Annotated in this window: 21 protein-coding genes; 15 read left to right on the top strand and 6 right to left on the bottom strand. The window is 39.7% G+C overall.

Annotated features, from left to right (window positions below):
- Positions 1-889: 889 nt before the first annotated feature.
- The 6 genes from B045_RS0111215 to B045_RS0111190 are packed head-to-tail and all read right to left on the bottom strand — an operon-like array spanning position 890 to position 7867.
- Complete coding sequence (locus B045_RS0111215) at positions 890-2017, bottom strand: efflux RND transporter periplasmic adaptor subunit (RefSeq protein ID WP_018464352.1); 1128 nt, start codon at positions 2015-2017, stop codon at positions 890-892.
- 30 nt (positions 2018-2047) lie between these two features.
- Positions 2048-3292 (bottom strand): ABC transporter permease, encoded by a 1245-nt coding sequence (locus B045_RS0111210; protein ID WP_018464351.1) that lies wholly within the window; start codon positions 3290-3292, stop codon positions 2048-2050.
- 1 nt (position 3293) lies between these two features.
- Positions 3294-4553, bottom strand: coding sequence for an ABC transporter permease (locus B045_RS0111205; RefSeq protein ID WP_018464350.1), 1260 nt, complete (start codon positions 4551-4553; stop codon positions 3294-3296).
- Between the two features lie 13 nt (positions 4554-4566).
- The gene (locus B045_RS0111200) at positions 4567-5286 is read right to left on the bottom strand and encodes an ABC transporter ATP-binding protein (RefSeq protein ID WP_018464349.1); all 720 of its coding nucleotides are present in this window, start codon (positions 5284-5286) and stop codon (positions 4567-4569) included.
- Between the two features lie 56 nt (positions 5287-5342).
- Positions 5343-7013, bottom strand: a complete 1671-nt coding sequence (locus B045_RS0111195) for an ABC transporter ATP-binding protein (protein WP_018464348.1) — start codon at positions 7011-7013, stop codon at positions 5343-5345.
- 26 nt (positions 7014-7039) lie between these two features.
- Positions 7040-7867 (bottom strand): NAD kinase, encoded by an 828-nt coding sequence (locus tag B045_RS0111190; RefSeq protein ID WP_018464347.1) that lies wholly within the window; start codon positions 7865-7867, stop codon positions 7040-7042.
- A gap of 63 nt (positions 7868-7930) precedes the next feature.
- Here B045_RS0111190 and B045_RS0111185 point away from each other — a divergent pair, with 63 nt between their 5' ends.
- The 15 genes from B045_RS0111185 (at position 7931) to B045_RS0111115 (ending at position 23281) form a co-directional block, all read left to right on the top strand.
- The gene (locus B045_RS0111185) at positions 7931-8497 is read left to right on the top strand and encodes a DJ-1 family glyoxalase III (RefSeq protein WP_018464346.1); all 567 of its coding nucleotides are present in this window, start codon (positions 7931-7933) and stop codon (positions 8495-8497) included.
- Between the two features lie 3 nt (positions 8498-8500).
- A complete protein-coding gene (locus B045_RS0111180) occupies positions 8501-9196 on the top strand; it encodes a 2-C-methyl-D-erythritol 4-phosphate cytidylyltransferase (protein WP_018464345.1) in 696 nt (231 codons plus the stop codon).
- Positions 9193-11295 carry an ATP-dependent DNA helicase RecG gene (recG, locus tag B045_RS0111175; RefSeq protein ID WP_025883268.1) on the top strand — a complete coding sequence of 701 codons (2103 nt, stop codon included), beginning with the start codon at positions 9193-9195 and terminating at the stop codon, positions 11293-11295. Before B045_RS0111180 ends, recG begins: the two co-directional genes overlap by 4 nt.
- A 221-nt stretch (positions 11296-11516) precedes the next feature.
- Positions 11517-12467, top strand: a complete 951-nt coding sequence (locus B045_RS0111170) for a peptidoglycan DD-metalloendopeptidase family protein (RefSeq protein WP_025883270.1) — start codon at positions 11517-11519, stop codon at positions 12465-12467.
- 461 nt (positions 12468-12928) lie between these two features.
- Complete coding sequence (locus B045_RS0111165; protein ID WP_018464342.1) at positions 12929-13399, top strand: arginine repressor; 471 nt, start codon at positions 12929-12931, stop codon at positions 13397-13399.
- Positions 13400-13474: 75 nt separating this feature from the next.
- Entirely contained in the window at positions 13475-14065 is a 591-nt protein-coding gene (locus B045_RS0111160; RefSeq protein ID WP_018464341.1) for a GNAT family N-acetyltransferase, read from the top strand.
- 18 nt (positions 14066-14083) lie between these two features.
- The gene (locus B045_RS0111155) at positions 14084-15283 is read left to right on the top strand and encodes an argininosuccinate synthase (RefSeq protein WP_018464340.1); all 1200 of its coding nucleotides are present in this window, start codon (positions 14084-14086) and stop codon (positions 15281-15283) included.
- 103 nt (positions 15284-15386) lie between these two features.
- Positions 15387-15578, top strand: coding sequence for a PspC domain-containing protein (locus B045_RS0111150; RefSeq protein WP_018464339.1), 192 nt, complete (start codon positions 15387-15389; stop codon positions 15576-15578).
- Positions 15579-15580: 2 nt separating this feature from the next.
- Positions 15581-16582 (top strand): N-acetyl-gamma-glutamyl-phosphate reductase, encoded by a 1002-nt coding sequence (gene argC / locus B045_RS0111145; RefSeq protein ID WP_018464338.1) that lies wholly within the window; start codon positions 15581-15583, stop codon positions 16580-16582.
- A gap of 18 nt (positions 16583-16600) precedes the next feature.
- Entirely contained in the window at positions 16601-17743 is a 1143-nt protein-coding gene (locus tag B045_RS0111140; RefSeq protein WP_018464337.1) for an aspartate aminotransferase family protein, read from the top strand.
- Positions 17744-17750: 7 nt separating this feature from the next.
- On the top strand, positions 17751-18536 hold the full coding sequence (locus tag B045_RS0111135; protein WP_018464336.1) for a pyrroline-5-carboxylate reductase family protein: 786 nt from the start codon (positions 17751-17753) through the stop codon (positions 18534-18536).
- A gap of 151 nt (positions 18537-18687) precedes the next feature.
- Positions 18688-19242, top strand: coding sequence for a helix-turn-helix domain-containing protein (locus B045_RS0111130; protein ID WP_018464335.1), 555 nt, complete (start codon positions 18688-18690; stop codon positions 19240-19242).
- 14 nt (positions 19243-19256) lie between these two features.
- A complete protein-coding gene (locus B045_RS0111125; RefSeq protein ID WP_018464334.1) occupies positions 19257-20933 on the top strand; it encodes an AMP-binding protein in 1677 nt (558 codons plus the stop codon).
- Between the two features lie 19 nt (positions 20934-20952).
- Entirely contained in the window at positions 20953-22026 is a 1074-nt protein-coding gene (gene proB, locus B045_RS0111120) for a glutamate 5-kinase (protein ID WP_018464333.1), read from the top strand.
- 7 nt (positions 22027-22033) lie between these two features.
- The gene (locus tag B045_RS0111115) at positions 22034-23281 is read left to right on the top strand and encodes a glutamate-5-semialdehyde dehydrogenase (protein ID WP_018464332.1); all 1248 of its coding nucleotides are present in this window, start codon (positions 22034-22036) and stop codon (positions 23279-23281) included.
- Position 23282 lies beyond the last annotated feature (1 nt).

Here is a 23282-nt window from a genome sequence, read left to right as displayed (position 1 = left end):
GCTCTACTAGAAAAAGTTTTTTTAATGCCACTAATGTCATAATGTCACAAACCCTTTATTTATAAGGGCTAAGCGAGTAACATTAAGTGACATTATCGGCATAAAAGTGACATTAAACCCTAAAGCGCACCTGTTTTTTGCGTTTTTTTGCAAATTATGCTATTTACATAATGCATTTTTATGATGATGGAGTGTTATTGAACAGCATTACTAGCTTTATGAACAGCATAGATAATTCACAAAAAGCAACTCCATACACATATAGATATGATAGAATGAACTTGAAGTATGGAAATATATATTGAAACCGAGTGCAGTAACTATTACCTAAATTTTCGCAGATTTTGTGTAATTCGATTACATTAGCATATGTGTAATCAGATTACATCAGCATGTGTGTAATCCTATTACACAACGTAGGCAATCGTGTTACACAACGTGAGTAACACGATTACACACGTTGGGTAATTAAATTACCCAACGTGAAAAAACACATTACATAGCGCAGGTAAACGAACGATAATCAAGAAGACTACAAAAATAAGATTGATGGCAATTACCACTATATTTAAAGTTGGGTTCTAAGATAAAAACTAAATATATAGCGAAGTATAGCGCACATAATGACGAGTAAAGACCATCATAAGCGAAAAAGTGTCTGTATATATCTGTATATTTTGCAAAAAATCGCGAAATATTAGTATGATTACGATTTTATCGTCACTCCCCCCTAAATTGACGAAGAACCAAAAGTGCTGGGGGACAAATCTATGTGAATGAGTAGAAATACAGAGATGAACTGTATTATATAATCAAATGTGACTAAAATAAAAATTCTTGTAAACTCTTTAAGAATTTACAAGAATTTATATATTTATGACTTTATTGTCTAGTCTTTATTCTCTGATTCTTCAGGAGTATCAGCTACTTTTTTTGGACCACGTATTTTATCCTTCAGCGTGATGCCACTCTTTATTTCAATATTTATGCCATCACTAAGACCAGTAACAACACGACGGCGCTCATAAGTTTTGTCCTTGCCTTTTACTTTAACGACATAAACATATGTAGCGTTGCCTTTAAACTCGATAGCACTCTCAGGAACAGACAATACATGGTTTGCCTGAGCAAGTACAATCTCAGCATTGGCACTGTAACCTGAACGAATTCTATTACCATCGACACCTCTTACAGCAGCCTTTAATTCAAACTGGTTAGCACCATTGCTTTCAACAGCCTTAGGAGAAATATATTCAAGACTGGCTTCAAGCTTTTCATCCTGCAAAGCACCAATAGTAATCTTCATTGGCATTCCTGTGACAAGACTTCCTACTTCAGTTTCGTCAATATTTCCACGGAAAATAAGATCGTTCATGTTAGCAACAGTTGCAATAGTTGTTCCGTCATTAAAAGTATTACTCAAGATAACAGTATTTCCTACTTTTACTGGAACATTAAGCACAAGTCCACTGATTGTTGAGCGTATGAGCGTTGAACTCGTGTTGGCATTACTACGAGAAACACCGTCACGAACAACTTCCAAATTATCAGATGAAGCTCTTACTTCCTCTTGTGACTGACGATAAGATTGGCGAATCTTATCATATTCGTCTGCGCTTACGAGTCCCTTATCAAAGAGTGCCTTCTCACGCAGATAATCAATCTTTGTTTGCTTTATATTTACACCAGCAAGACGGACGCGAGCTTGCGCACTACTGAGTTGCCCCATGTCAGGAATTACTTTTATTTTAGCAATTATCTCGCCAGCCTGTACTGTCTGACCAGCTTCCTTCATCAACTGGGTAATGATACCACTAATCTGTGGTTTTACATTGACCTCGTTTCTTGGTTCAATCTTTCCAGTAACGACAGTTGTCTTTCTGATATCTCTCACGGTAGGGGTAAACTCGTCATATTCCACAGCCTGTGGACGTGACTTAGCCCAAAGGAAAACAAATGTTCCTATAAAAAGCAAAGCAATAATGCCTGCGACAATAAACTTAAAATACTTTTTCATATATTCTTATGCTTGATTTCTTATTATAAATTATTCGTCACGCATGGCGTCAACCGGTTTTATTGACATTGCTCTGAAAGCAGGAGCCAATCCAGCTAATACGCCAAGGATACTGAGAATTACGACCGCACCAATAGCTGTCCAGAAGCCTATTTGGAAATGTGAAGTCACAATGCCGTCTGTTGTATTAGCCATTTCAGCTAATTGCAAAATCACTACTGCAAAAAAGATACCACTCATACCAGCTACTGAAGTCAGGATGATACTCTCACTGATAATCTGTCCAAGTATGCTCTTTGGCGTCGCACCTATCGCACGTCGAATACCAATTTCTATAGTACGTTCACGCACAGTAACCATCATAATATTGGAAACGCCAATAGCACCCGCAAGTAGAGTACCAATGCTAACAAGCCATATAAGGAAGTTGACACCCGAAAACAGATTATCGAGCATTCCAAACATGACCTCCGTATTAAATACAGTTATCGCCTTTTCATCAGACGGAGAAACAGAATGCGAACGAGCTATCACATCTCTCATCTTCTGCGTAATTGTACTCATCTTTACACCACGTTTAGCTGTTACACAAATGAGGTGAACCTGATTTCCATAATTATAAGCCTTCTGCATGAGAGTTAGCGGAATAACAACGCTCTCCTCTGCCCTACCATTGATACTTATGTTTCCTGAGCTGTAGTCAATTCCAACAACACAATAGTAAATAGAGTCTATTCTCACCAGTTGTCCACAAGGATCACCTCCTCCAGGAAAGAGATTCTTATAAATTTTCTTTCCAAGTACGCACACCTTTCGGTGCTGTTGCATGTCCATGTCATTAAGGTATCTACCATAATAAAGTTTTGGAGACTCTACCTTTGCGTAATCTGGAAGCAAGCCCTTTACAGAGCAAGATGTTTTTTTATCTTTAAAGGTTACTTTACTGCCCCATCCACTAAGCATAGGTGTTACAATGTCTAGTTCAGGAACCTGAGCCTTCAACCTTTTAACATCGTTATAATCCATATTCCATTTACGCCCTTTACGATAACCGTCATAGGGCTTTGTGGTAGGTTGGGCAAAGACGATTGCAGAATTTGTGGCAAAGCCCTCGAAATTATTAGATAGTATTTCTTTCAGTCCACTACCACCTCCGATAAGTCCCACAAGCATAAACACGCCCCAGAACACTCCGAATCCGGTAAGAAACGAACGGCTCTTGTTTCGCGTCAGCGTATCAAGGATTTCCTTGTATGTATCAAAGTCTAATCTCATATTATTCAGCCCTTAATGCCTCAATAGGTCGTATTTTAGCTGCCTTACGTGCAGGAATAAGTCCAGCTACCGTACCAGCTATAATCATTACTAATGTGGCGTTTATACAAACATCAAGTCCCACGGTTGGATTTACAAACATAGTTGCAGTAAACACGCCTGAGTCAACCTTCATGTGACCAATTGTAGCATCCATATATTCATTGGCAGCTATACCAAGTAGCATTCCTATGTAGCCAAATAACGTTGTGATAATGATACTCTCTATAATAATAAGCCGCAATATAGACCATGGGCTTGCGCCTATAGCCTTACGAATGCCAAACTCACGTGTGCGTTCCTTTACAGTTATCAGCATTATATTTGAAACTCCAACTATACCACTCAACAACGTAAACAATCCGATAACCCACAAGGCTGTACGAATTACACTTGTACCGGTTGCCATTTGCAAAGACTGTGTAAATCTATTCCACAACCATATTGACTCACCATCATCAGGTGCAGCACTATGGTTTGTATTCAATTTTGCCTTATATCGCTTCTCGAAGGCTTCATTATCCTGTTCAGTTTTCAATCCATGAAAGGAGAAAGAGATTTCATCAGTAGAATCACCTCTATTATATATTGTACGCACAGTATTGAATGCAGAATAAGCATTAGTATTTTGTCCGCTTTGGTCAGCCTTATATATACCAACGATTCTGAAACCGAACGGTCCAACATCTACATATCTTCCTATAAGGTCTTCAATATGTCCCGGCATAAGTTCCTTGGCTTGATCCTCACTCAAAACAAGAACTTTTCTAGAATTGGAATTATCTATATCATTTACATATCTGCCGTGAAGCATTTCTATCTTATTAATTTGCTGTTCATTTGGATAGACTCCACTCAAAGTTGTACTGATATAATTATCGCCAACAGAAATATTCACACCATTCTGCTGAATGCTTGCACCCATCTTGTCAACATTCGCACGAAAGCTTTCATCAGTGGTTTTCATATCCCTATTGTTAAGAGCTATACTTCTACCTTCCTTCAATCCCTTGTAAGGCTTAGAAGTACGACCACCATACACAACCATAGAGTTTGAAAGAAATTTACCTGAGTTTTGTTCAGTGGCATTGATAAGTCCATTACCAGCACCAAGAAGAAATATAAGCATAAAGATTCCCCACGCAACAGCAAAGCCGGTGAGTGCGGTGCGCAGTTTGTTGCGCTTGGCAGTAGACCATATTTCAGTTATAATATCACGCATAGGCAATCACAATTTATTTCATCACTCCATTTATTCCAAATGGCGAAGCGTGATGATCAAGATTTTCCTCTATCTTACCAATAAGTCCATCGGTGATGTGCACAATCTTGTTTGTTTCATTGGCAACTCCACTCTCATGTGTTACCACAACAATCGTTTTGTGTTCTTCTTCATTGAGTTTTTTCAGCAGTTGCATCACCTCAACAGAAGTCTTGCTGTCCAAAGCTCCAGTAGGTTCGTCGGCAAGAATTAGTCTTGGTTGGGTTATTAGCGCACGCGCTATAGCCACACGTTGTTTCTGTCCGCCCGACATTTCATTAGGATAATGTTCTGCCCATGGTAACAGTCCCAATCGTTCAAGGTATTCCATTGCCAACTGGTGTCTTTTCTTTCGTCCAACACCCTGATAAAATAGAGGTAGCTCTACATTTTCAACAGCAGTTTTGAATCCAATAAGATTAAAACTTTGAAAGATAAATCCAATCATGTGGTTACGATATTCTGCGGCACGAGTCTCTGAGAGGTCTTTTATCAATGTATCGCCGAGAAAATACTCGCCACTATCATAGTTGTCGAGAATACCAAGAATATTGAGTAACGTGGACTTACCAGAACCGGAAGCTCCCATTATAGAGACAAACTCTCCCTCCTCAATATCAAGGTTGATGCCTTTAAGCACATGCAACGGCTGTGCTCCACGGTAGGTCTTATTAATGTCTTTTAAGTGAATCATATTCTTTCATTAGACGTGAGACTTTGGCAAAAAGTTGCCTTAGACACATAATATATTTATATTTTCTCTATTTTCAACGTTTGATCACAATAATTCATAACGGCCGGACGATGTGTGATAAAGATCACGGTCTTATCATGACATGCTAATATGTTGTGAAGAAGTTGGCGCTCTGTATCAGGATCTAGAGCACTAGTAGCTTCATCAAAAAGCATTATAGAACGGTCACGTAGCAGACTTCTTGCAATAGCAATGCGCTGCGCTTGTCCTTCACTGAGTCCACCACCCTGTTCAGAACAGAGCGTATTTAATCCATCAGGCAACTGTTCCACAAAGTCGGCACAACTTTCATGTAATGCCTCTTGTATTTCTTCATCCGTAGCATTTAATTTTCCTAAACGAAGATTATCACGGATCGTACCACTCATCAGGGTATTACCCTGCGGGACATACACGAAATTACAACGATGACATGGTGAAAGCGACTGAGATTGCTGTTTATTGTAAATTGACACAATACCTGATTGAGGTTGCAGCAAAGCTAGTATTAAGCGTACAAGAGTGGTTTTCCCGGCTCCAGTTTCTCCAAGTATCGCAGTACAACTGCCTGGAGTGAAATCAAAGCTGAGATTATCTATCACGTGTCCATCCTTATTTGAATATCCGTAACTTACATTTTCCAATCTTATTCCACAAGGCGACTTCATTTCAATAGGTTCACCTTGCTCCTCCAGCGGATCTTCCTCCAATTCCATCAATCGTTCAACAGCTGTAAACACACTGACGAAATCTGGTACTAACTTAGTAAGACTTCTTGCTGGAGTCTGTATTTTATTAACTAATTGCAGAAAAGCCGTCATTCCTCCAAATGTTAATGTATGCAGAGACATTCTTAGCGCAGCCCATAGAAATGCGAAAAGATAACCAAAAGCAAAGCCAAAGTTTACAATGAGATTGCTGAAAAGATTAAACTTAGTACGCTTTACTACATTCTGTCTTAGTTCGCTTTGGGTATTCTCTAATCTACCGACCATCACATCATCACTCTCAAGAGTTTTTATAAGCATGCGATTTTGAATAGTTTCCTGCAATACACTTTGCACCTTACTATCGCTGTCGCGCACCTTACGCGTGAGTCGTCTCATCTGTCCAACATAAATCTTACTCACAGCAAGAAACATTGGGAATATGGCTATTACAATTACTGCCAGAATTTTATCCATTGAGAACAGATAAAAGAATGCACCTAGGAACATGGCAATCACCGACAACGTATTTGGAATGGTTTCGGTGAGAAATGTAACAACATTGTTAACATCAAACTCCAGTCTATTTAGTACGTCTCCTGAATGATGACTTTCTCTTCCATGCCATTGTGAGCGCAGAATACGATCGAGAACTCGCTGTTGCATCTTGTTCTGCGCTTTTATTCCAAGGATGTTCTTTACCCAGATTCCCGAAATATTTAATGCGAAATCACACAATATGAACATGGCTATTACAGCCACAGACCAATATATACTACCATCCAACGTACCACTAGCGACATCTATAGCATGTTTAACTGCCCACACCTGAGCTAGACTCACAACTACAGAAAGCAAACCAATAGAAGCATTAAGCACAGCTTGCAGCTGATTACCTCTCCAAGCCTGCCAAAGCCATTTCAGCAGAGTCTTTGTGTCATATTTATAATCTGGTATGCGGAGTAGTTTCTTTAATTTCATTGCATTTAATATTCTTATGAGGCACACTATTGTCTGGTATCTGCTCCCCACATCATTTTTTCGTGTAGCGTAGAGAAATATCGTTTATTTTTTAACTTCACGATCTTTACGCAATACGGAGCCTTGATTATTCTAAGTTTTGTGCATTCATCAAGTTTTTCACTTCGTCCATCAATAGCAACCAGGAAATTATGTGAACGTGATTCCACTTCAAGCTCAATCACGCTTGTATCATTGATTACAATTGGTCGGATGTTAAGACTATGCGGCGCAACAGGAGTAATACAGAGACTACCACTTTGAGGAACAATTATCGGACCACCATTAGAAAGGTTATAAGCAGTGCTCCCCGTAGGCGTGGAAATTACAAGTCCATCAGCCTGATAATTAACCAAGAAGTCGCCATTTATATGTGACCTGATACTAATCATAGATGCAGAGTCGAGTTTCAACACCGCGATATCATTGAGTGCAAACGGGCTACCCATAATAGGTTCACCGTCAGTCTCCATTTTTATCACAGTGTGGTCTTCTATCATATAATTTCCTGCCAACATTTTGTCAAGCGTCTCTTCAATCTCACTAGGCAAAACATCGGCGAGGAATCCTAATCTTCCCATGTTCACACCGATAATTGGAATTTGACGGTCACCAACTTTACTGGCAGCACGAAGGAACGTTCCATCACCTCCAAGAGATATCACGTAGTCGGCATTATCGAAATCAACAGGTTCTATCAGTACGTCGGCATTATGGCAGTCTAAATACTTTTCTATTCTCTCAATGTATTGTGCTATCTCGACACACTTGCATTCATTGCCAAAAACAGCAAATACCAATTTACGTTCAGACATAATATTTTGTTGTTTCAATTTTTATTATTATTTTTGCAAATATAAAGAAAATAATTAAGAACTATGGCAAAAGTATATGAATTTTTGGCAGACGGCTTCGAAGAAATCGAAGGACTGGCTCCCGTTGACATCCTCAGAAGAGGCGGTGTGGACATTAAAACCGTAAGTATTACGGGAAGTGAACTTGTTGAGACTTCTCATGGAGTAACTATCAAGGCTGACTTGAAATTTGAAGACATTAGCAACTTCGACGATGCCGACATGATGCTTTTGCCCGGAGGAATGCCTGGGGCAACAAACCTAAACAACCATACACTGTTGAAAAAGGCTTTGCTTGAACAAAACGCAAAAGGAAAGCGAATAGGTGCTATATGTGCCGCCCCAATGGTACTTGGAGGACTTGGACTGCTAAAAGGTAAAAAAGCAACATGCTCACCAGGCTTTCAGAAATATATGATTGATGCACATTATACGGCAGAACTATTCCAGATTGACGGCAATATAATCACCGGTGAGGGACCTGCTGCGACATTGCCATACGCTTATAAGATTCTGAGCTTCTTCATTGGCGAAAAGGCTACCGAAGACCTGCAAGAGAAGATGCAATACGCCCACTTAATGAATAAATAAGCGATGGATTACATTATTATTGTTGCAGGAGGAAAAGGCATGAGAATGGGAGCTGATATTCCAAAACAGTTTCTCCCTATTGATGGTAAACCTATTCTCATGCGCACAATTGAGAGATTTCACGAATACGATCCTGAATTGGGAATCATCCTTGTTCTTCCGCAAAGTCAGCAGGAATATTGGAAGCAACTGTGCATAGAACACAGCTTTAAAGTAAACCACACAATTGTCAACGGTGGTGAAACTCGCTTTGAATCTTCACGAAACGGACTGGCTGCAATTCCTGACGAAGAAATTGGAGTTGTAGGAATTCACGACGGAGTGAGACCTTTCGTATCTAAAGAGGTCATTGACAATTGCTTTGAAACAGCAAGAGACGATTTCGCTGCTATTCCTGTAATGCCTGTTACTGACACTATAAGATATGTAGATAAGCAAGGTGGTGGAAAAAATGTTATGCGTAGCGACTATAGGATTGTGCAGACTCCTCAGGTATTTGATATACAACTGCTGAAGCAAGCATACAATGCCGACTATCAAGAGTCATTTACAGATGATGCATCAGTCGTCGAGTCTCTTGGCTGCCAAGCTACAATGGTAGAAGGCAACCGTGAGAACATAAAGATTACGACGCCTTTTGACATCATCGTAGCAGAGGCTTTATTGAAATCACAACAAAATAAAATTCATACACTTTGACTGGTATTCTAGATCAAGACATAATGTATCTGCCCGGAGTGGGTCCGAAACGAAAAGAGATATTGAGTAAAGAACTCAATATTGCAACGTGGCGTGACCTTCTGGAATACTATCCATATAAATATGTGGATCGCAGCAAGATATATCATATTAACGAACTTAACGGTGCAATGCCTTTCGTTCAGATAAAGGGAAGAATACTTAGTTTTGAGGAATTTGCAATGGGTGCTAGGCGAAAACGCATAGTGGCTCATTTCTCCGACAGTCACGGAGTTGTTGACTTAGTCTGGTTTCGAGGTACTCAATACATTTATAAGACATATAAGGTTGGTACTGAATACATTGTATTCGGCAAGCCTACTGTATATGGTGGTCGATATCAGTTTGCTCATCCAGAGATAGAGAAAACCGAGGATCTGCAACTTTCAGAAATGGGTATGCAGCCCTATTACTCTACTACCGAAAAGATGAAGAACTGCGGAATGACGAGCCGTGCTATAGAAAAAATAACCAAAACACTGATTGCTAAAATTCCAAAAGGTTCTTTGCCTGAAACTCTTCCACCATTCATAACCGTGCCGTTACATCTTATCGAACGTGAAAACGCTTTCAGAGACATCCATTATCCAAAGAGTATTGACGAACTGCAACATGCACAGTTAAGACTGAAATTCGAGGAACTGTTTTATGTTCAGCTCAACATACTTAGATATGCCAGCGATCATCGTCGCAAATATCGTGGTTACATATTCCAACGCGTAGGTAGCAACTTCAACTATTTTTATAAGAACAACCTGAAGTTTGAACTCACTGGAGCACAGAAAAGGGTGATGCACGAGATTAGAGCAGATATGGCTGCCGGAAGACAGATGAATAGACTGTTGCAAGGTGACGTTGGATCAGGTAAGACATTAGTAGCCCTGCTCTCTATGCTTATCGCTATTGACAACAATTTCCAGACGTGTATAATGGCTCCGACCGAAATACTCGCCGAACAGCATTTTAATACCATAAAAGAATTTCTTGCTGGAATGAATATTCGCGTAGAACTCCTTACTGGAATCGTTAAAGGAAAAAGACGAAAAGATGTTTTAGAGGGATTAGCAAAAGGCGATGTAAAAATACTTATCGGAACACACGCTGTAATAGAAGATACTGTGCAATTCGCACATCTTGGTCTGGCTATAGTCGACGAGCAACATCGGTTCGGAGTGGCACAAAGGGCGAGACTATGGGCGAAGAGCGAGAATCCTCCACACATGCTAGTTATGACAGCGACCCCTATTCCGAGAACTTTGGCTATGACCATCTATGGTGATCTTGACGTGAGCGTAATAGACGAACTCCCACCAGGTAGAAAGCCTATAGTAACAACACACAAATTTGACACACAGATGACAAGTTTGTATAGTGGAATACGTCAACAGATTAACCAAGGAAGGCAGGTATACATTGTATTTCCTTTGATTAAAGAAAATGAAAAAACCGACCTCAAGAATCTGGAAAACGGTTATGAATCACTTAAAGAAATATTTCCAGAGTTTAATATAAGTAAGGTTCATGGCAAGATGAAATCTAAAGAGAAGGAAGAGGAAATGCGCAAGTTCGTAAACGGGGATACTCAAATTCTTGTTGCGACAACGGTTATCGAAGTAGGAGTAAACGTTCCCAACGCATCGGTAATGGTAATTCTTGACGCACAGAGATTCGGACTTTCGCAACTACATCAGCTTCGTGGACGCGTGGGACGTGGAGCAAAACAATCTTTCTGCATTCTTGTGACAAGTTACAAACTTAGCGAGGAAACACGCAAGCGAATAGACATCATGTGCGACACAAACGATGGATTCAGAATTGCCGAAGCCGACTTAAAACTACGTGGTCCCGGAGATCTTGAGGGTACACAGCAAAGCGGAATAGCTTTCGATCTTAAAATAGCAGACATTGCGCGTGACGGTCAGATAGTGCAAATGGCACGTGATGAAGCTCAAAAAATAATAGATAATGACCCTACATGCGAAAAAATAGAATACAAATTGCTTTGGAACAGACTAAAAGAGTTAAGAAAAACTAATGTGAATTGGGCTGCAATATCATAGCACACATTGATTCTTAGGGGGCTGAATTGCTATCCGACGGTAGCAAACAGATTGTTAAAAGTGCAATAAAATACGTTAATAGAGAAACAACTTTGCAATATTTTTGCTATCTTTGTAACGCTTTTGATATTTAACGGTGTTCATTTTCCGTCCATCGTTAATTCCATTTGGATTAATTTCTTTATTGATCCATTAGTGGTTTTAAACCTAAAAATCAGATTATGAATTTAAAAAGGAATATTAGTAAATTTTACATAGTCGCACTGTTCGCGCTAACGGCAATACCGTCCCACGGTCAAGATCTCTTGGCACGTCAGGCTCCGATAGACCGAAAGATGAAAGCAGTCGACACATTGGCATTGAAGAGCATTATTGAGCGAGAAAAAGTTCAGTCCCCAGCAGCAGACTTATATAATGATTGGGACAACAGATACGCACATCACAAAACAGAAATGCCTGATTCTTTTAAAATTGATTTAAGACATTTCTGCATGCCTACCCCAAGTAGAGTTGTAACAAGCAACTTTGGAAGTCGTTGGGGACGCCCACATAAGGGACTTGACATAAAGGTTTATATCGGTGATTCTATTCGCGCTGCATTCAGCGGAAAAGTAAGAATCGTTAGATATGAAGCTGCAGGCTATGGAAAATACATTGTTATTAGACACGCTAACGGATTGGAAACTATTTACGGACATCTTTCAGAGCAACTAGTTTCAGAAAACCAAACAGTAAGAGCAGGTGAAGTTATTGGATTAGGTGGAAATACAGGTAGAAGTACCGGTTCACATTTACACTTTGAGACTCGTCTATGTGGAGTAGCTCTTAATCCAGCATTAATGTTTGATTTCCGCAACCAGGATGTAACAGGAGACTATTTCGTTTATAATTCAAATACATACGACAGAGAATCTGCTGATGCTACACGTATTCGTGGCAAGATTGGTAACGGTGGCTACACCCGTGATCTAGTACAGGATGGCGAACTTGGCAAATATACTGGGCATATTCAGGAAAACAGTGCAGAAATACTCTATCACAAAGTTAAGGCTGGTGAAACAATACAGTCTATTTCTAAAAAACGTGGTGTGAGTGTTGATAAAATTTGTCAGTTGAACCATTTAAGTTCAAAATCACACGTACGTCCAGGACAAATCCTAAGATATTCATAAGACAAATTTTTCGCTTTATTATTATATAAAGATACATTTAAGAATTACCCAACCTAAGATAAACTTAGGCATTAAATAAAAATAGGGAGAGTGTTCAAAACACTCTCCCTATTTTTATGCCATACAATCTACCCTACTAAATACACATCAAGCTACAAATTATATTTATACTATTTATTAAAATGCTTTTATTAAGTGAGGCTGGATTTTATATTAGAAAGTCAGCTTAATAAATAATACAAGGTGTAAATTGTAAAAATAGAGATAATTTAGATAGTATTATACAAATAATGCATAACTATTATAAGTGTAAATATACAATATGTATGTATATTTATGTTCAAAAAGCGGCTAAAAATGACAAAATAGCACTCTTTACATTATTTTTATGCAAAATTGTTTGGAAGTTAATACATAAAGTTGTATATTTGCAAACATAAAGTTGAATAAAAATACACGATATGAAAGTAAAAGCTAGCAGATTAGAAGCCCTGAAGATGCTCATTTCAAGTAAGGAGCTAAGTAATCAGGAAGAAGTGTTGCAGGCACTCAAGGTTGAGGGATTCCTGCTAACCCAGGCTACATTGAGCCGCGACCTTAAGCAGTTGAAAGTTGCAAAAGCTGCAAGTATGAATGGCAAATATGTCTACGTACTTCCAAATGAAACGATGTACAAGCGCATACACAAACCACTGTCTCCAACAGAGATGATGCAGACTCCTGGATTTGTTTCTATTAACTTTTCTGGTAATATGGGTATTATCAAGACACGCCCTGGATATGCAAGTAGTATCGCGTATAATATAGATAGTAGCGATATTCCACAGATTATCGGAACTATTGCTGGTGACGACACCATATTTATAGTAATAAAAGAAGGCGCAAGTCCAGAAGATGTAAAAGATAGTCTTAACGGAATTATAAGTCTCTAAGAAGAAAAAGACCAAAAAATTATGATCCCACTGAACATAATTCAGAATGGGATATGAATACAGAAGAGTAAAAAAATGGAAGAAATCAAGGTAATGGTTGCCGACGAAAGCCATATCAAGTACGTCGACATCATACTAGAAACTATTGCGGAAGCAGCTAAAGTGCGCGGAACAGGTATCGCTAAGCGTTCACCAGAATACGTTGCAACTAAGATGAGGGAAACCAAAGCGGTTATTGCCCTCCAAGGTGAGAAGTTTGCAGGATTCAGTTATATTGAAACTTGGGGAAACAAACAATATGTAACAACATCAGGATTGATAGTTCATCCGGACTTTCGTGGTCTTGGACTTGCAAAAAAAATCAAGAATGTAACATTCACTTTGGCTAGAAAGCGATGGCCACACGCAAAGATATTCTCTCTTACAAGCGGTTCTGCTGTAATGAAGATGAATACACAACTCGGATATCTTCCTGTCACATTCAATGACCTTACAGATGACGAGAGTTTCTGGAGAGGATGCGAGGGATGTATAAACTCCGATGTTCTACACCGTACAAATCGTCGCTACTGTATTTGTACAGCTATGCTCTTCGACCCTGAAAGGGATTTACCCGCAAAGCTTCCAGCAGACATATTGGAAAAAATCAAGAATATAGATGACTGATTATTAAATTAAGGAATTATGGCAAACAAGAAAGTAGTTGTCGCCTTTTCAGGAGGTCTTGACACATCATATACAGTTATGAAACTCACCCAAGACGGATGGGATGTTTATGCTGCATGCGCTAACACAGGCGGTTTCAGCGAAGAACAGCTGAAGAAAAATGAGGAAAACGCATATAAGTTGGGCGCTGTGAAATATATCACAATTGACGTTACGAAGGAATATTACGAGAAAAGTCTCAAATACATGATTTTCGGTAATGTAATGCGTAACAACTGTTATCCAATATCAGTAAGTTCTGAGCGTATTTTCCAAGCTATAGCCATTGCGCGATACGCCAATGAGATTAGTGCTGATGCAATAGCCCATGGTAGTACTGGCGCAGGTAACGATCAAATTCGTTTCGACATGACATTCCTTGTAATGGCACCAGGTGTTGAGATTATCACACTAACACGTGACAAGGCTCTAACTAGAAAGGAAGAAGTAGACTATCTTAATGAACATGGTTTCTTTGCCGACTTCACAAAACTTAAATACAGCTACAACGTTGGTATTTGGGGGACAAGTATATGTGGCGGTGAAATTCTAGATCCGACACAGGGACTTCCAGAAGAAGCTTATCTGAAACATGTGACTAAAAAAGATGAAAGCGAACTAAAAATCACTTTTGAGAAAGGCGAAATTACAGCTGTCAACGGAGAAAAATTCTCTGACAAGATACAAGCAATTCAAAAAATCGAAGAAATTGGTGCAGCTTATGCTATCGGCAGAGACTGCAATGTTGGCGACACAATTATCGGAATAAAAGGACGTGTTGGTTTTGAAGCAGCAGCCCCTAAACTTATAATTGAAGCTCACAGATTGCTAGAAAAGAGCACTTTGAGTAAATGGCAACAGTATTGGAAAGACCAAATAGGTAACTGGTATGGAATGTTCCTGCACGAGAGTCAGTATCTTGAGCCTGTAATGCCGGATATTGAGGCTATGTTAACATCATCACAACGCAACGTTAACGGTACTGCAATTCTCAAACTACGTCCTTATGGCTTTCAAACAGTTGGAATAGACTCTAAAGATGACCTCACCAAGTCAAAACTTGGAGAATATGGAGAGATGCAACACGGATGGACAGCCGAAGATGCAAAGGGATTTATAAAGGTAAGTTCCACACCTCTAAGAGTTTACTACGGAATGCATCCAGACGAAATGAGATAATGTCTGCTTCAAGCGAGATTATTTATATAAATAAAGTATATGACTGCAACTTTTCAAATTATGGGAACGTCTAAATTAAAATAAACATAAAAAGAAAAGAAGTATGTCAAACGAAAGAAAAATTTATCGTTCAAGCGATCGTGTTATTGCTGGAGTATGTGGTGGAATTGCAGAGTTTTTTGACCTTGACCCCACATTAGTAAGACTTGTGTATGCGTTTTTCACCGTAACAACAATTTTCAGCGGTGTAATTCTGTACATAATTGCATGGTTGATTGTACCTAGGAAATATTAGATATGATTAGAATTGGAATACTTGGAGCTGCGGGCTATACAGGAGGCGAACTTATTCGCCTTCTGCTAAATCACCCTGAGGCTAAAATTGTTTTTGCCAACAGTGAAAGTAATGCGGGGAACCTTGTTGCCGACGTTCATGAAGGATTATACGGAGAAACAGAATTAGAGTTTACTACAGAAACAAATTTTGATGAAGTTGACGTAGTATTTTTCTGTTTCGGACATGGAAAGAGTGAGGCCTTCATGAGCGAACACGACATTCCCGAAAGAGTAAAGGTGATAGACTTAGCCCAGGACTTCAGATTACAACCTGAGAATAATGTCCACACACAGCATCCAACTTCCAAATCTCACGACTTCGTTTACGGACTTCCTGAAATAAATGAAAATAAGATTGCACATACAAATCATGTAGCCAATCCAGGATGCTTCGCAACCTGCATACAGTTGGGACTACTTCCAGCCGCAAAGATGCAATTAATAAACGATGATGTAGCAGTGAATGCCATAACAGGTAGCACTGGAGCTGGCCAAAAGCCAGGATCAACTACTCATTTTTCTTGGCGTAACAACAACATAAGCATATACAAAGCGTTTAAACACCAACATATACCAGAAATAAAGGAAAGCTTAAAACAGGTACAAAGCTATCTTGATGCAAGCATTGACTTCATCCCCTATCGTGGCGATTTTGCTAGAGGAATTTTTGCAACTGAAGTTATAAAGACTGATGTTGATATCGACACGATTGTGAATGGATATAAGGAATTCTACAAGAATGCAAAGTTTACGCATTATGTAGACAAGCCACTAGACCTAAAGCAGGTTGTAAACACTAACAAGGCTCTAGTGCATTGCGAAAAGATAGATAATAAACTGCTAGTCACATCCTGCATAGACAACCTATTGAAAGGCGCTGTTGGACAGGCTGTACAGAATATGAATATTATGTTTGGCATTGACCAGACAATAGGCTTGAAACTAAAGCCTTCTGCATTTTAATATAAGGAGAGAAAAAACATGAAACTATTTGATGTGTATCCGCTATTTGACATAAATATAGTCAAAGGTAAAGGAGTAAATGTTTGGGATGACAAAGGTCAAGAATATCTTGATCTTTACGGTGGACATGCCGTAATTAGTATCGGACATTGTCATCCTCACTACGTTGAGATGATGACAAAGCAACTTAATACTCTTGGTTTCTACAGCAACTCTGTAATTAACAAGTTGCAAGTGGAACTGGCTGAACGACTTGGAAAGATAAGCGGATATGAAGACTATCAGTTTTTTCTTATCAACAGTGGTGCAGAAGCCAATGAAAACGCCCTGAAACTAGCTTCATTCAAAAACGGTCGCAAGCGTGTACTGTCATTTGAAAAGGCTTTTCACGGACGAACATCTCTCGCTGTAGAGGTGACAAATAATCCAAAAATCATAGCTCCGATAAATGATAATAACCATGTAACATTTCTTCCTCTAAACGACCTTGAAGCTTGGGAAGCAGAACTAGCAAAGGGTGATGTATGCGCATGTATAATTGAATGCATTCAGGGTGTAGGTGGTGTAAACATGGTTACGCCTGAATTTGCAAAGGGATTACAGAAGGCCTGCAAAAAATACGGCTCCATACTTATTTGTGACGAAATCCAATGTGGATACGGACGAAGTGGAAAATTCTTCGCTCATCAATGGTTGGACATTCGTCCTGACATTATATCTGTAGCCAAAGGTATCGGCAACGGATTTCCAATGGGCGGTATACTTATTTCACCAGACTTTGAGCCTGTCTACGGACAGCTCGGAACCACTTTCGGAGGTAACCATCTAGGATGCACTGCAGCTCTTGCTGTACTAGATGTGTTTGAGAAAGAAGGACTTGTTGAAAATGCTCACTTAGTGGGTGAATATCTCATGGATGAACTTAAACAGCTGCAACAGCGCACAACACACATTAAGAGCGTACGCGGACAAGGTCTTATGGTTGGTGTTGTTCTTGACATTCCGCATAAGGAAGTAAGAAGCAAACTAATCTACGAGCAGCATTGTTTCACTGGTTGTGCATCAACCGACATTTTAAGAATTCTGCCACCATTATGTCTCACAAGAGACAATGTGGATGACTTCATACAACGTCTTGAAACTGTGTTAAACGAATTATAGGAACATCATGAAAATATCAATAATTGGTGCAGGCGCAATGGGCGGAGCATTTGCTGAAGGATTGCTGAAAAGCGAAAGCATAAATGCTGCCGACGTTACTGTTGCGAACCCGCATACAGACAAGCTTGAAAAATTCGCCTCTTTGGGCGCAAGCATCACTACAGACAACAAGGTTGCCGCAATAGACGCAGACATCGTAGCTATTGTTGTGAAACCTTGGCTTGTTGAAAAAGTAATAGAAGAAATTAAACCTATACTTGATTACAAAAAGCAGATTATTATTAACATGGCTGCTGCAATTTCTTCCGCACAACTGTTTGAATGGGCTGCAAAGGGGGAAGAAAAACCAGCTATATTCCAAATAATTCCAAACATAGCAATAGCTGTTAAGGCTAGTATGACTTTCATTGTACCATGTAATGCCAGTGATGAGCAGACAAACATGGTGAAAGGTATATTCGATAATGTTGGACAGACTTATCTTACCGACGAACAGCATCTTGGTGCAGGAACAACACTGGCAAGTTGCGGAATTGCATACGCTATGAGATATTTCAGGGCAGCATCTGAAGGTGGAGTTGAACTTGGATTTAAGGCTGACATTGCCAAAGACATCGTTTTGCAGACGGTAAAAGGAGCAGTAGAACTGCTTCAAGCTAATGGCAATCACCCAGAAGCCGAAATAGACAAGGTTACAACACCTGGTGGACTAACCATTAAGGGGCTAAACGAAATGGAACACGCTGGATTTACAAGTGCTGTGATCCGTGGACTGAAGGCTGGTCTGAAATAGAAGATAAAGCAATAAAAGATTGCACATTAATGAGCATTTGAGCATAATTAAAAATTTAATTAGCATTGCTTGGAAATTAAAAGCTCTTGAAATACATTAATAACAAAAGTTTTCGTAATTTTGGCGTAACGAAATTATCAACCCATTAATTATGGAAGAATCAATAAAACAAATTGGAGAGAGACTGAGAGGTCTTCGCGATGTGCTAAACATTCCTAAAGAAGAAGTTGCAAAACTCTGCGGAATAACCGTTGAGCACTACTTGAAGATTGAGGCTGGCGAAGCTGACCCCTCCGTCTATCGACTATCTAAGATTTCAAAACGTTACGGAATCGACTTGGATGTTCTCCTTTTCGGAGAAGAACCACGCATGAACAGTTACTATCTTACAAGAGACAAACAGGCTCCTGAAATTGATCGTGGAGACAAATACATGTATCAGACTCTTGCAAGCGGATTCAAAGGAAGAAAAATGGATCCATTCCTCGTGCAGGTAGACCCAATGCCTGGGGATAAGAAAAACAACAAGAATACACACGACGGTCAGGAATTTGACTTTGTACTTGAAGGTGTGTTAGAACTCACTATTGACGAGAAAGTTCTAGTTCTTAAAAAAGGTGACAGCATCTACTTTGATGCCAAAGTACCTCACTGCATGAGAGCGCTGGAAAATGAACCGGCTAAATTTCTTTGTGTTGTAAACTAAATAAGAATTAGAAAATGTTAGAAAGATTTTTAACACAGACTTCATTCGTGTCTGAAGAAGACTTCGAGAAGAATCTGCATTTCAAAATACCTGAGAATTTTAACTTCGCATACGATGTAATGGACGTTTTGGCTGAAGAAAGGCCAGATAAACTTGCTCTACTGTGGACTAGTGAGCGTGGCGAAGAAGTAAAAACAACCTTTAAAGAATTTAAGGAGCAAACAGATCGCACAGCAGCTTATCTCATGAGCCTAGGAATAGGCAGAGGTGATAAAGTGATGCTTATTCTGAAACGACATTATCAGTGGTGGCTATCTATGATGGCTTTGTGCAAAATAGGCGCTATTGCCATTCCTGCCACTCACATGCTGACAAAGCAAGATATTATTTACCGCAACGAGAGTGCGAGTGTAAAGGCGATTATATGTGCTAATGATGAATATGTTACGACACAGATTCAAAGCGCAATGTCTGAAAGTCCATCTGTAAAACTGCTTGTAGCAGTAAATTCAATGTCAGAATATGACAAAACTATACCAAAAGGATTCCACGATTGGCATAAAGAATGGATAAATGCTCCAGAGTTCAAACGCCCAGAAAACGTGAACACCAACGAGGACACAATGCTGATGTATTTCACCAGCGGAACAAGTGGTGAACCAAAGATGGTTGCTCATGATTATCTATATGCACTCGGACACCTCACAACAGGAGTTTTTTGGCATAATCTGAACGAGAATAGCCTTCATCTTACTGTTGCTGATACAGGTTGGGGTAAAGCTGTATGGGGTAAACTCTACGGACAATGGTTTGCTGGTGCTGCGGTATTCGTTTATGATCATGAGAAGTTTACAGCTGAGAAGATAATGAGACAGATGGAAAAATATCATATCACTTCTTTCTGCGCACCTCCTACTATTTATCGTTTCATCATACGTGAAGACTTCTCAAAATACGATTTGAGTAGTTTGGAATGGTGCACAACTGCTGGAGAAGCAATGAATCCGTCTGTTGCAGACAAGTTCAAGGAACTCACAGGAGTTACTGTATACGAGGGATTCGGACAGACCGAGACAACGATGACATTAGGAACTTTTCCTTGGGTTAAACCAAGACCAGGTTCTATGGGAAAGCCTAATCCTCAATACGACGTAAGACTATTAAGACCTGACGGCACTGAATGTGAAGACGGTGAGAAGGGCGAAATATGCATACTCATAGGTGATGAGAAACCTATAGGATTGTTTAAGGGTTATTACCGTGACGAGGAAAAGACCAAAGAAGCATGGCACGACGGTGTTTATCACACCGGAGACATGGCTTGGAGAGATCAGGACAGTTACTTTTGGTTTGTTGGTCGCACAGACGACGTTATAAAGAGTTCTGGCTATCGTATAGGTCCATTCGAGGTTGAGAATGCACTGATGCTTCATCCTGCCGTTGTAGAATGTGCAATAACAGGTGTACCTGACCCTATACGTGGTATGGTGGTCAAAGCAACAGTCGTACTTTCAGATGAATACAAGGATAAAGCCGGTGACGACTTGGTAAAGGAATTACAGGATCATGTGAAGCATGAGACTGCTCCTTACAAATACCCTCGTATCATTGAGTTTGTTGATGAATTGCCAAAGACTATTTCTGGCAAGATTCGCCGAGTTGAAATTCGACAAAAGGACAATAAACAATAGATATTGAGATAGAGAAAACATGAAAAGAATTGTAGTAAAGGTGGGTAGCAATGTGCTTACTCGCGACGATGGTAAACTTGATGTAACAAGAATGTCTGCCATAGTAGACCAGATTGTATGGATGAAGCGCAACGGCTTTGAGGTAATCCTTGTTTCTTCGGGAGCAATGGCTTGCGGTCGTGATGAACTTAAAATCAATCGCAAACTGGATTCTGTGGGACAGAGACAGCTATTTTCAGCAATCGGTCAGGTGAAACTCGTTGGACTTTACTACGATTTATTTCGTGAATACAACATGCATATAGGTCAGGTGCTCACCATGAAAGACAGTTTTTCCACTCGTGGCGAGTATTTGAACCAACGTGCCTGTATGACTGTAATGCTTGAAAACGATGTTATTCCTATTGTAAACGAGAACGATACCGTGAGTGTTACAGAACTGATGTTTACCGATAATGATGAACTTTCAGGACTTATTGCATCAATGATAGATGCTGACACGTTGATTATTCTGAGCAATGTAGATGGTATTTTCAACGGTGACCCAAAGAGTCCTAACACACGAGTTATACCGTTGGTTAACTACGACCGTGATCTTGGCGAATACATTCAGGATAGCAAAAGTGGATTCGGACGCGGTGGTATGATTACAAAGACGAATATAGCTAAAAAAGTAGCAGAAGAAGGCATAAGGGTTATTATCGCAAACGGAAAGACAAACAATATTCTTATAGACATAGCTACAAAGCCTCAAGAGACTATGCACACGGAATTCCGTCCTAATCCTAACCCGGCATCACAGGTTAAGAAATGGATTGCCCATAGCGAAAGTTTCGCAAAGGGTATTGTTCACATAAACAAGAATGCCGAAGATGCTCTGAAAGGTGACAAAGCGGTGAGTCTTTTGCTTGTCGGAGTAACTTCTATTGAAGGTGACTTTGAGGAGAACGATATTATAAACGTCGTGGGAAGTAATAACGAAATCATTGCCGTTGGCAGAAGTGGATATTCTTCTTCTGAAGCGAAGGAAAATATCGGAGCACACGATTTGAAACCGCTTATACACTATGATTATTTGTATATGGAACAGTAAATAAGCTATGGAACTTACAGATACATTCAAGAAAGTAAAAGACGCTAGCAAGACGCTTGCCACCATCAGCGACGAGAAACGCAAAGAGATACTGCTGGCTGTTGCCGACAGCATTGAAAGCAATATTCCGCAGCTGATAGCGAGCAATGCACTTGATTTGGCTCGCATGGACAAAGGCGATCCTATGTACGACCGTCTGCAACTCAATGCAAAACGCTTGCAAGATATTGCAGCTGATATGAGGCACGTCAGTACATTACCTTCTCCTTTAGGAAGAATTCTTAAAGAGAAAATACTTGACAACGGATTGCATTTGCGTAGGATTAGTGTACCGTTTGGCGTTATTGGAATGATTTATGAAGCTCGTCCAAATGTTACTTTCGATGTATTTTCTCTTTGTTTCAAGAGTGGAAACTCGTGTATTCTGAAAGGTGGCAAAGACGCAGATGAATCCAACAAGGCTGCCATCAAAGTTATACATGAGGTACTTAAGAAATTCAACATCAACACAGATATCGTAGAATTGCTACCAGCAACCCATGAAGCTACAGCCGAAATGCTAACAGCGGTTGGATATATAGATTTATGTATTCCACGAGGAAGCAAACGATTGATAAACTTTGTACGTGATACTGCTAAAATACCCGTCATTGAAACTGGTGCTGGAGTTGTTCATTGCTACTTCGACAAGAGCGGAGACTCTGAAATCGCAAAAGACATCATCCATAATGCCAAATGCCGTAGGTGCAGTGTCTGCAATGCTTTAGATACTCTTATCATTAACAGCAGCAGATTGAATGACTTATCTAAAATTTGTAGTAAACTTGCTGAAAGCAAAGTGATTATCCATGCTGACGAAAAAGCTTTCAATGCTTTAAAAGGACACTATCCAGACAGCCTTCTGAAACAAATAACTCAAGATATATGGGATACAGAATGGTTGAGTATGCAGATGGGTATAAAGACTGTCGACTCTATAGATGAAGCGATTCAACATATTGCCGAATATGGCAGTGGACACAGTGAAAGTATCATTTCTGAAGATATTGATGCACAACACAAATTCCAGACATTGGTTGATGCTGCTTGCGTTTACGTAAATGTACCAACTAGTTTCACTGATGGTTCACAATTTGGACTTGGAGCAGAAATAGGCATTAGCACTCAGAAATTGGGGGCACGTGGACCAATGGCACTTGAAGAAATAACAACCTACAAATGGCTTATTGAAGGACACGGACAGATCAGATCATAAA

Source organism: Segatella paludivivens DSM 17968 = JCM 13650 (assembly GCF_000373185.1).
Lineage (GTDB): Bacteria > Bacteroidota > Bacteroidia > Bacteroidales > Bacteroidaceae > Prevotella > Prevotella paludivivens.
The sequence above is the reverse complement of the archived record's forward strand: the minus strand, read 5'-3'. Positions and strand labels throughout refer to the sequence as shown.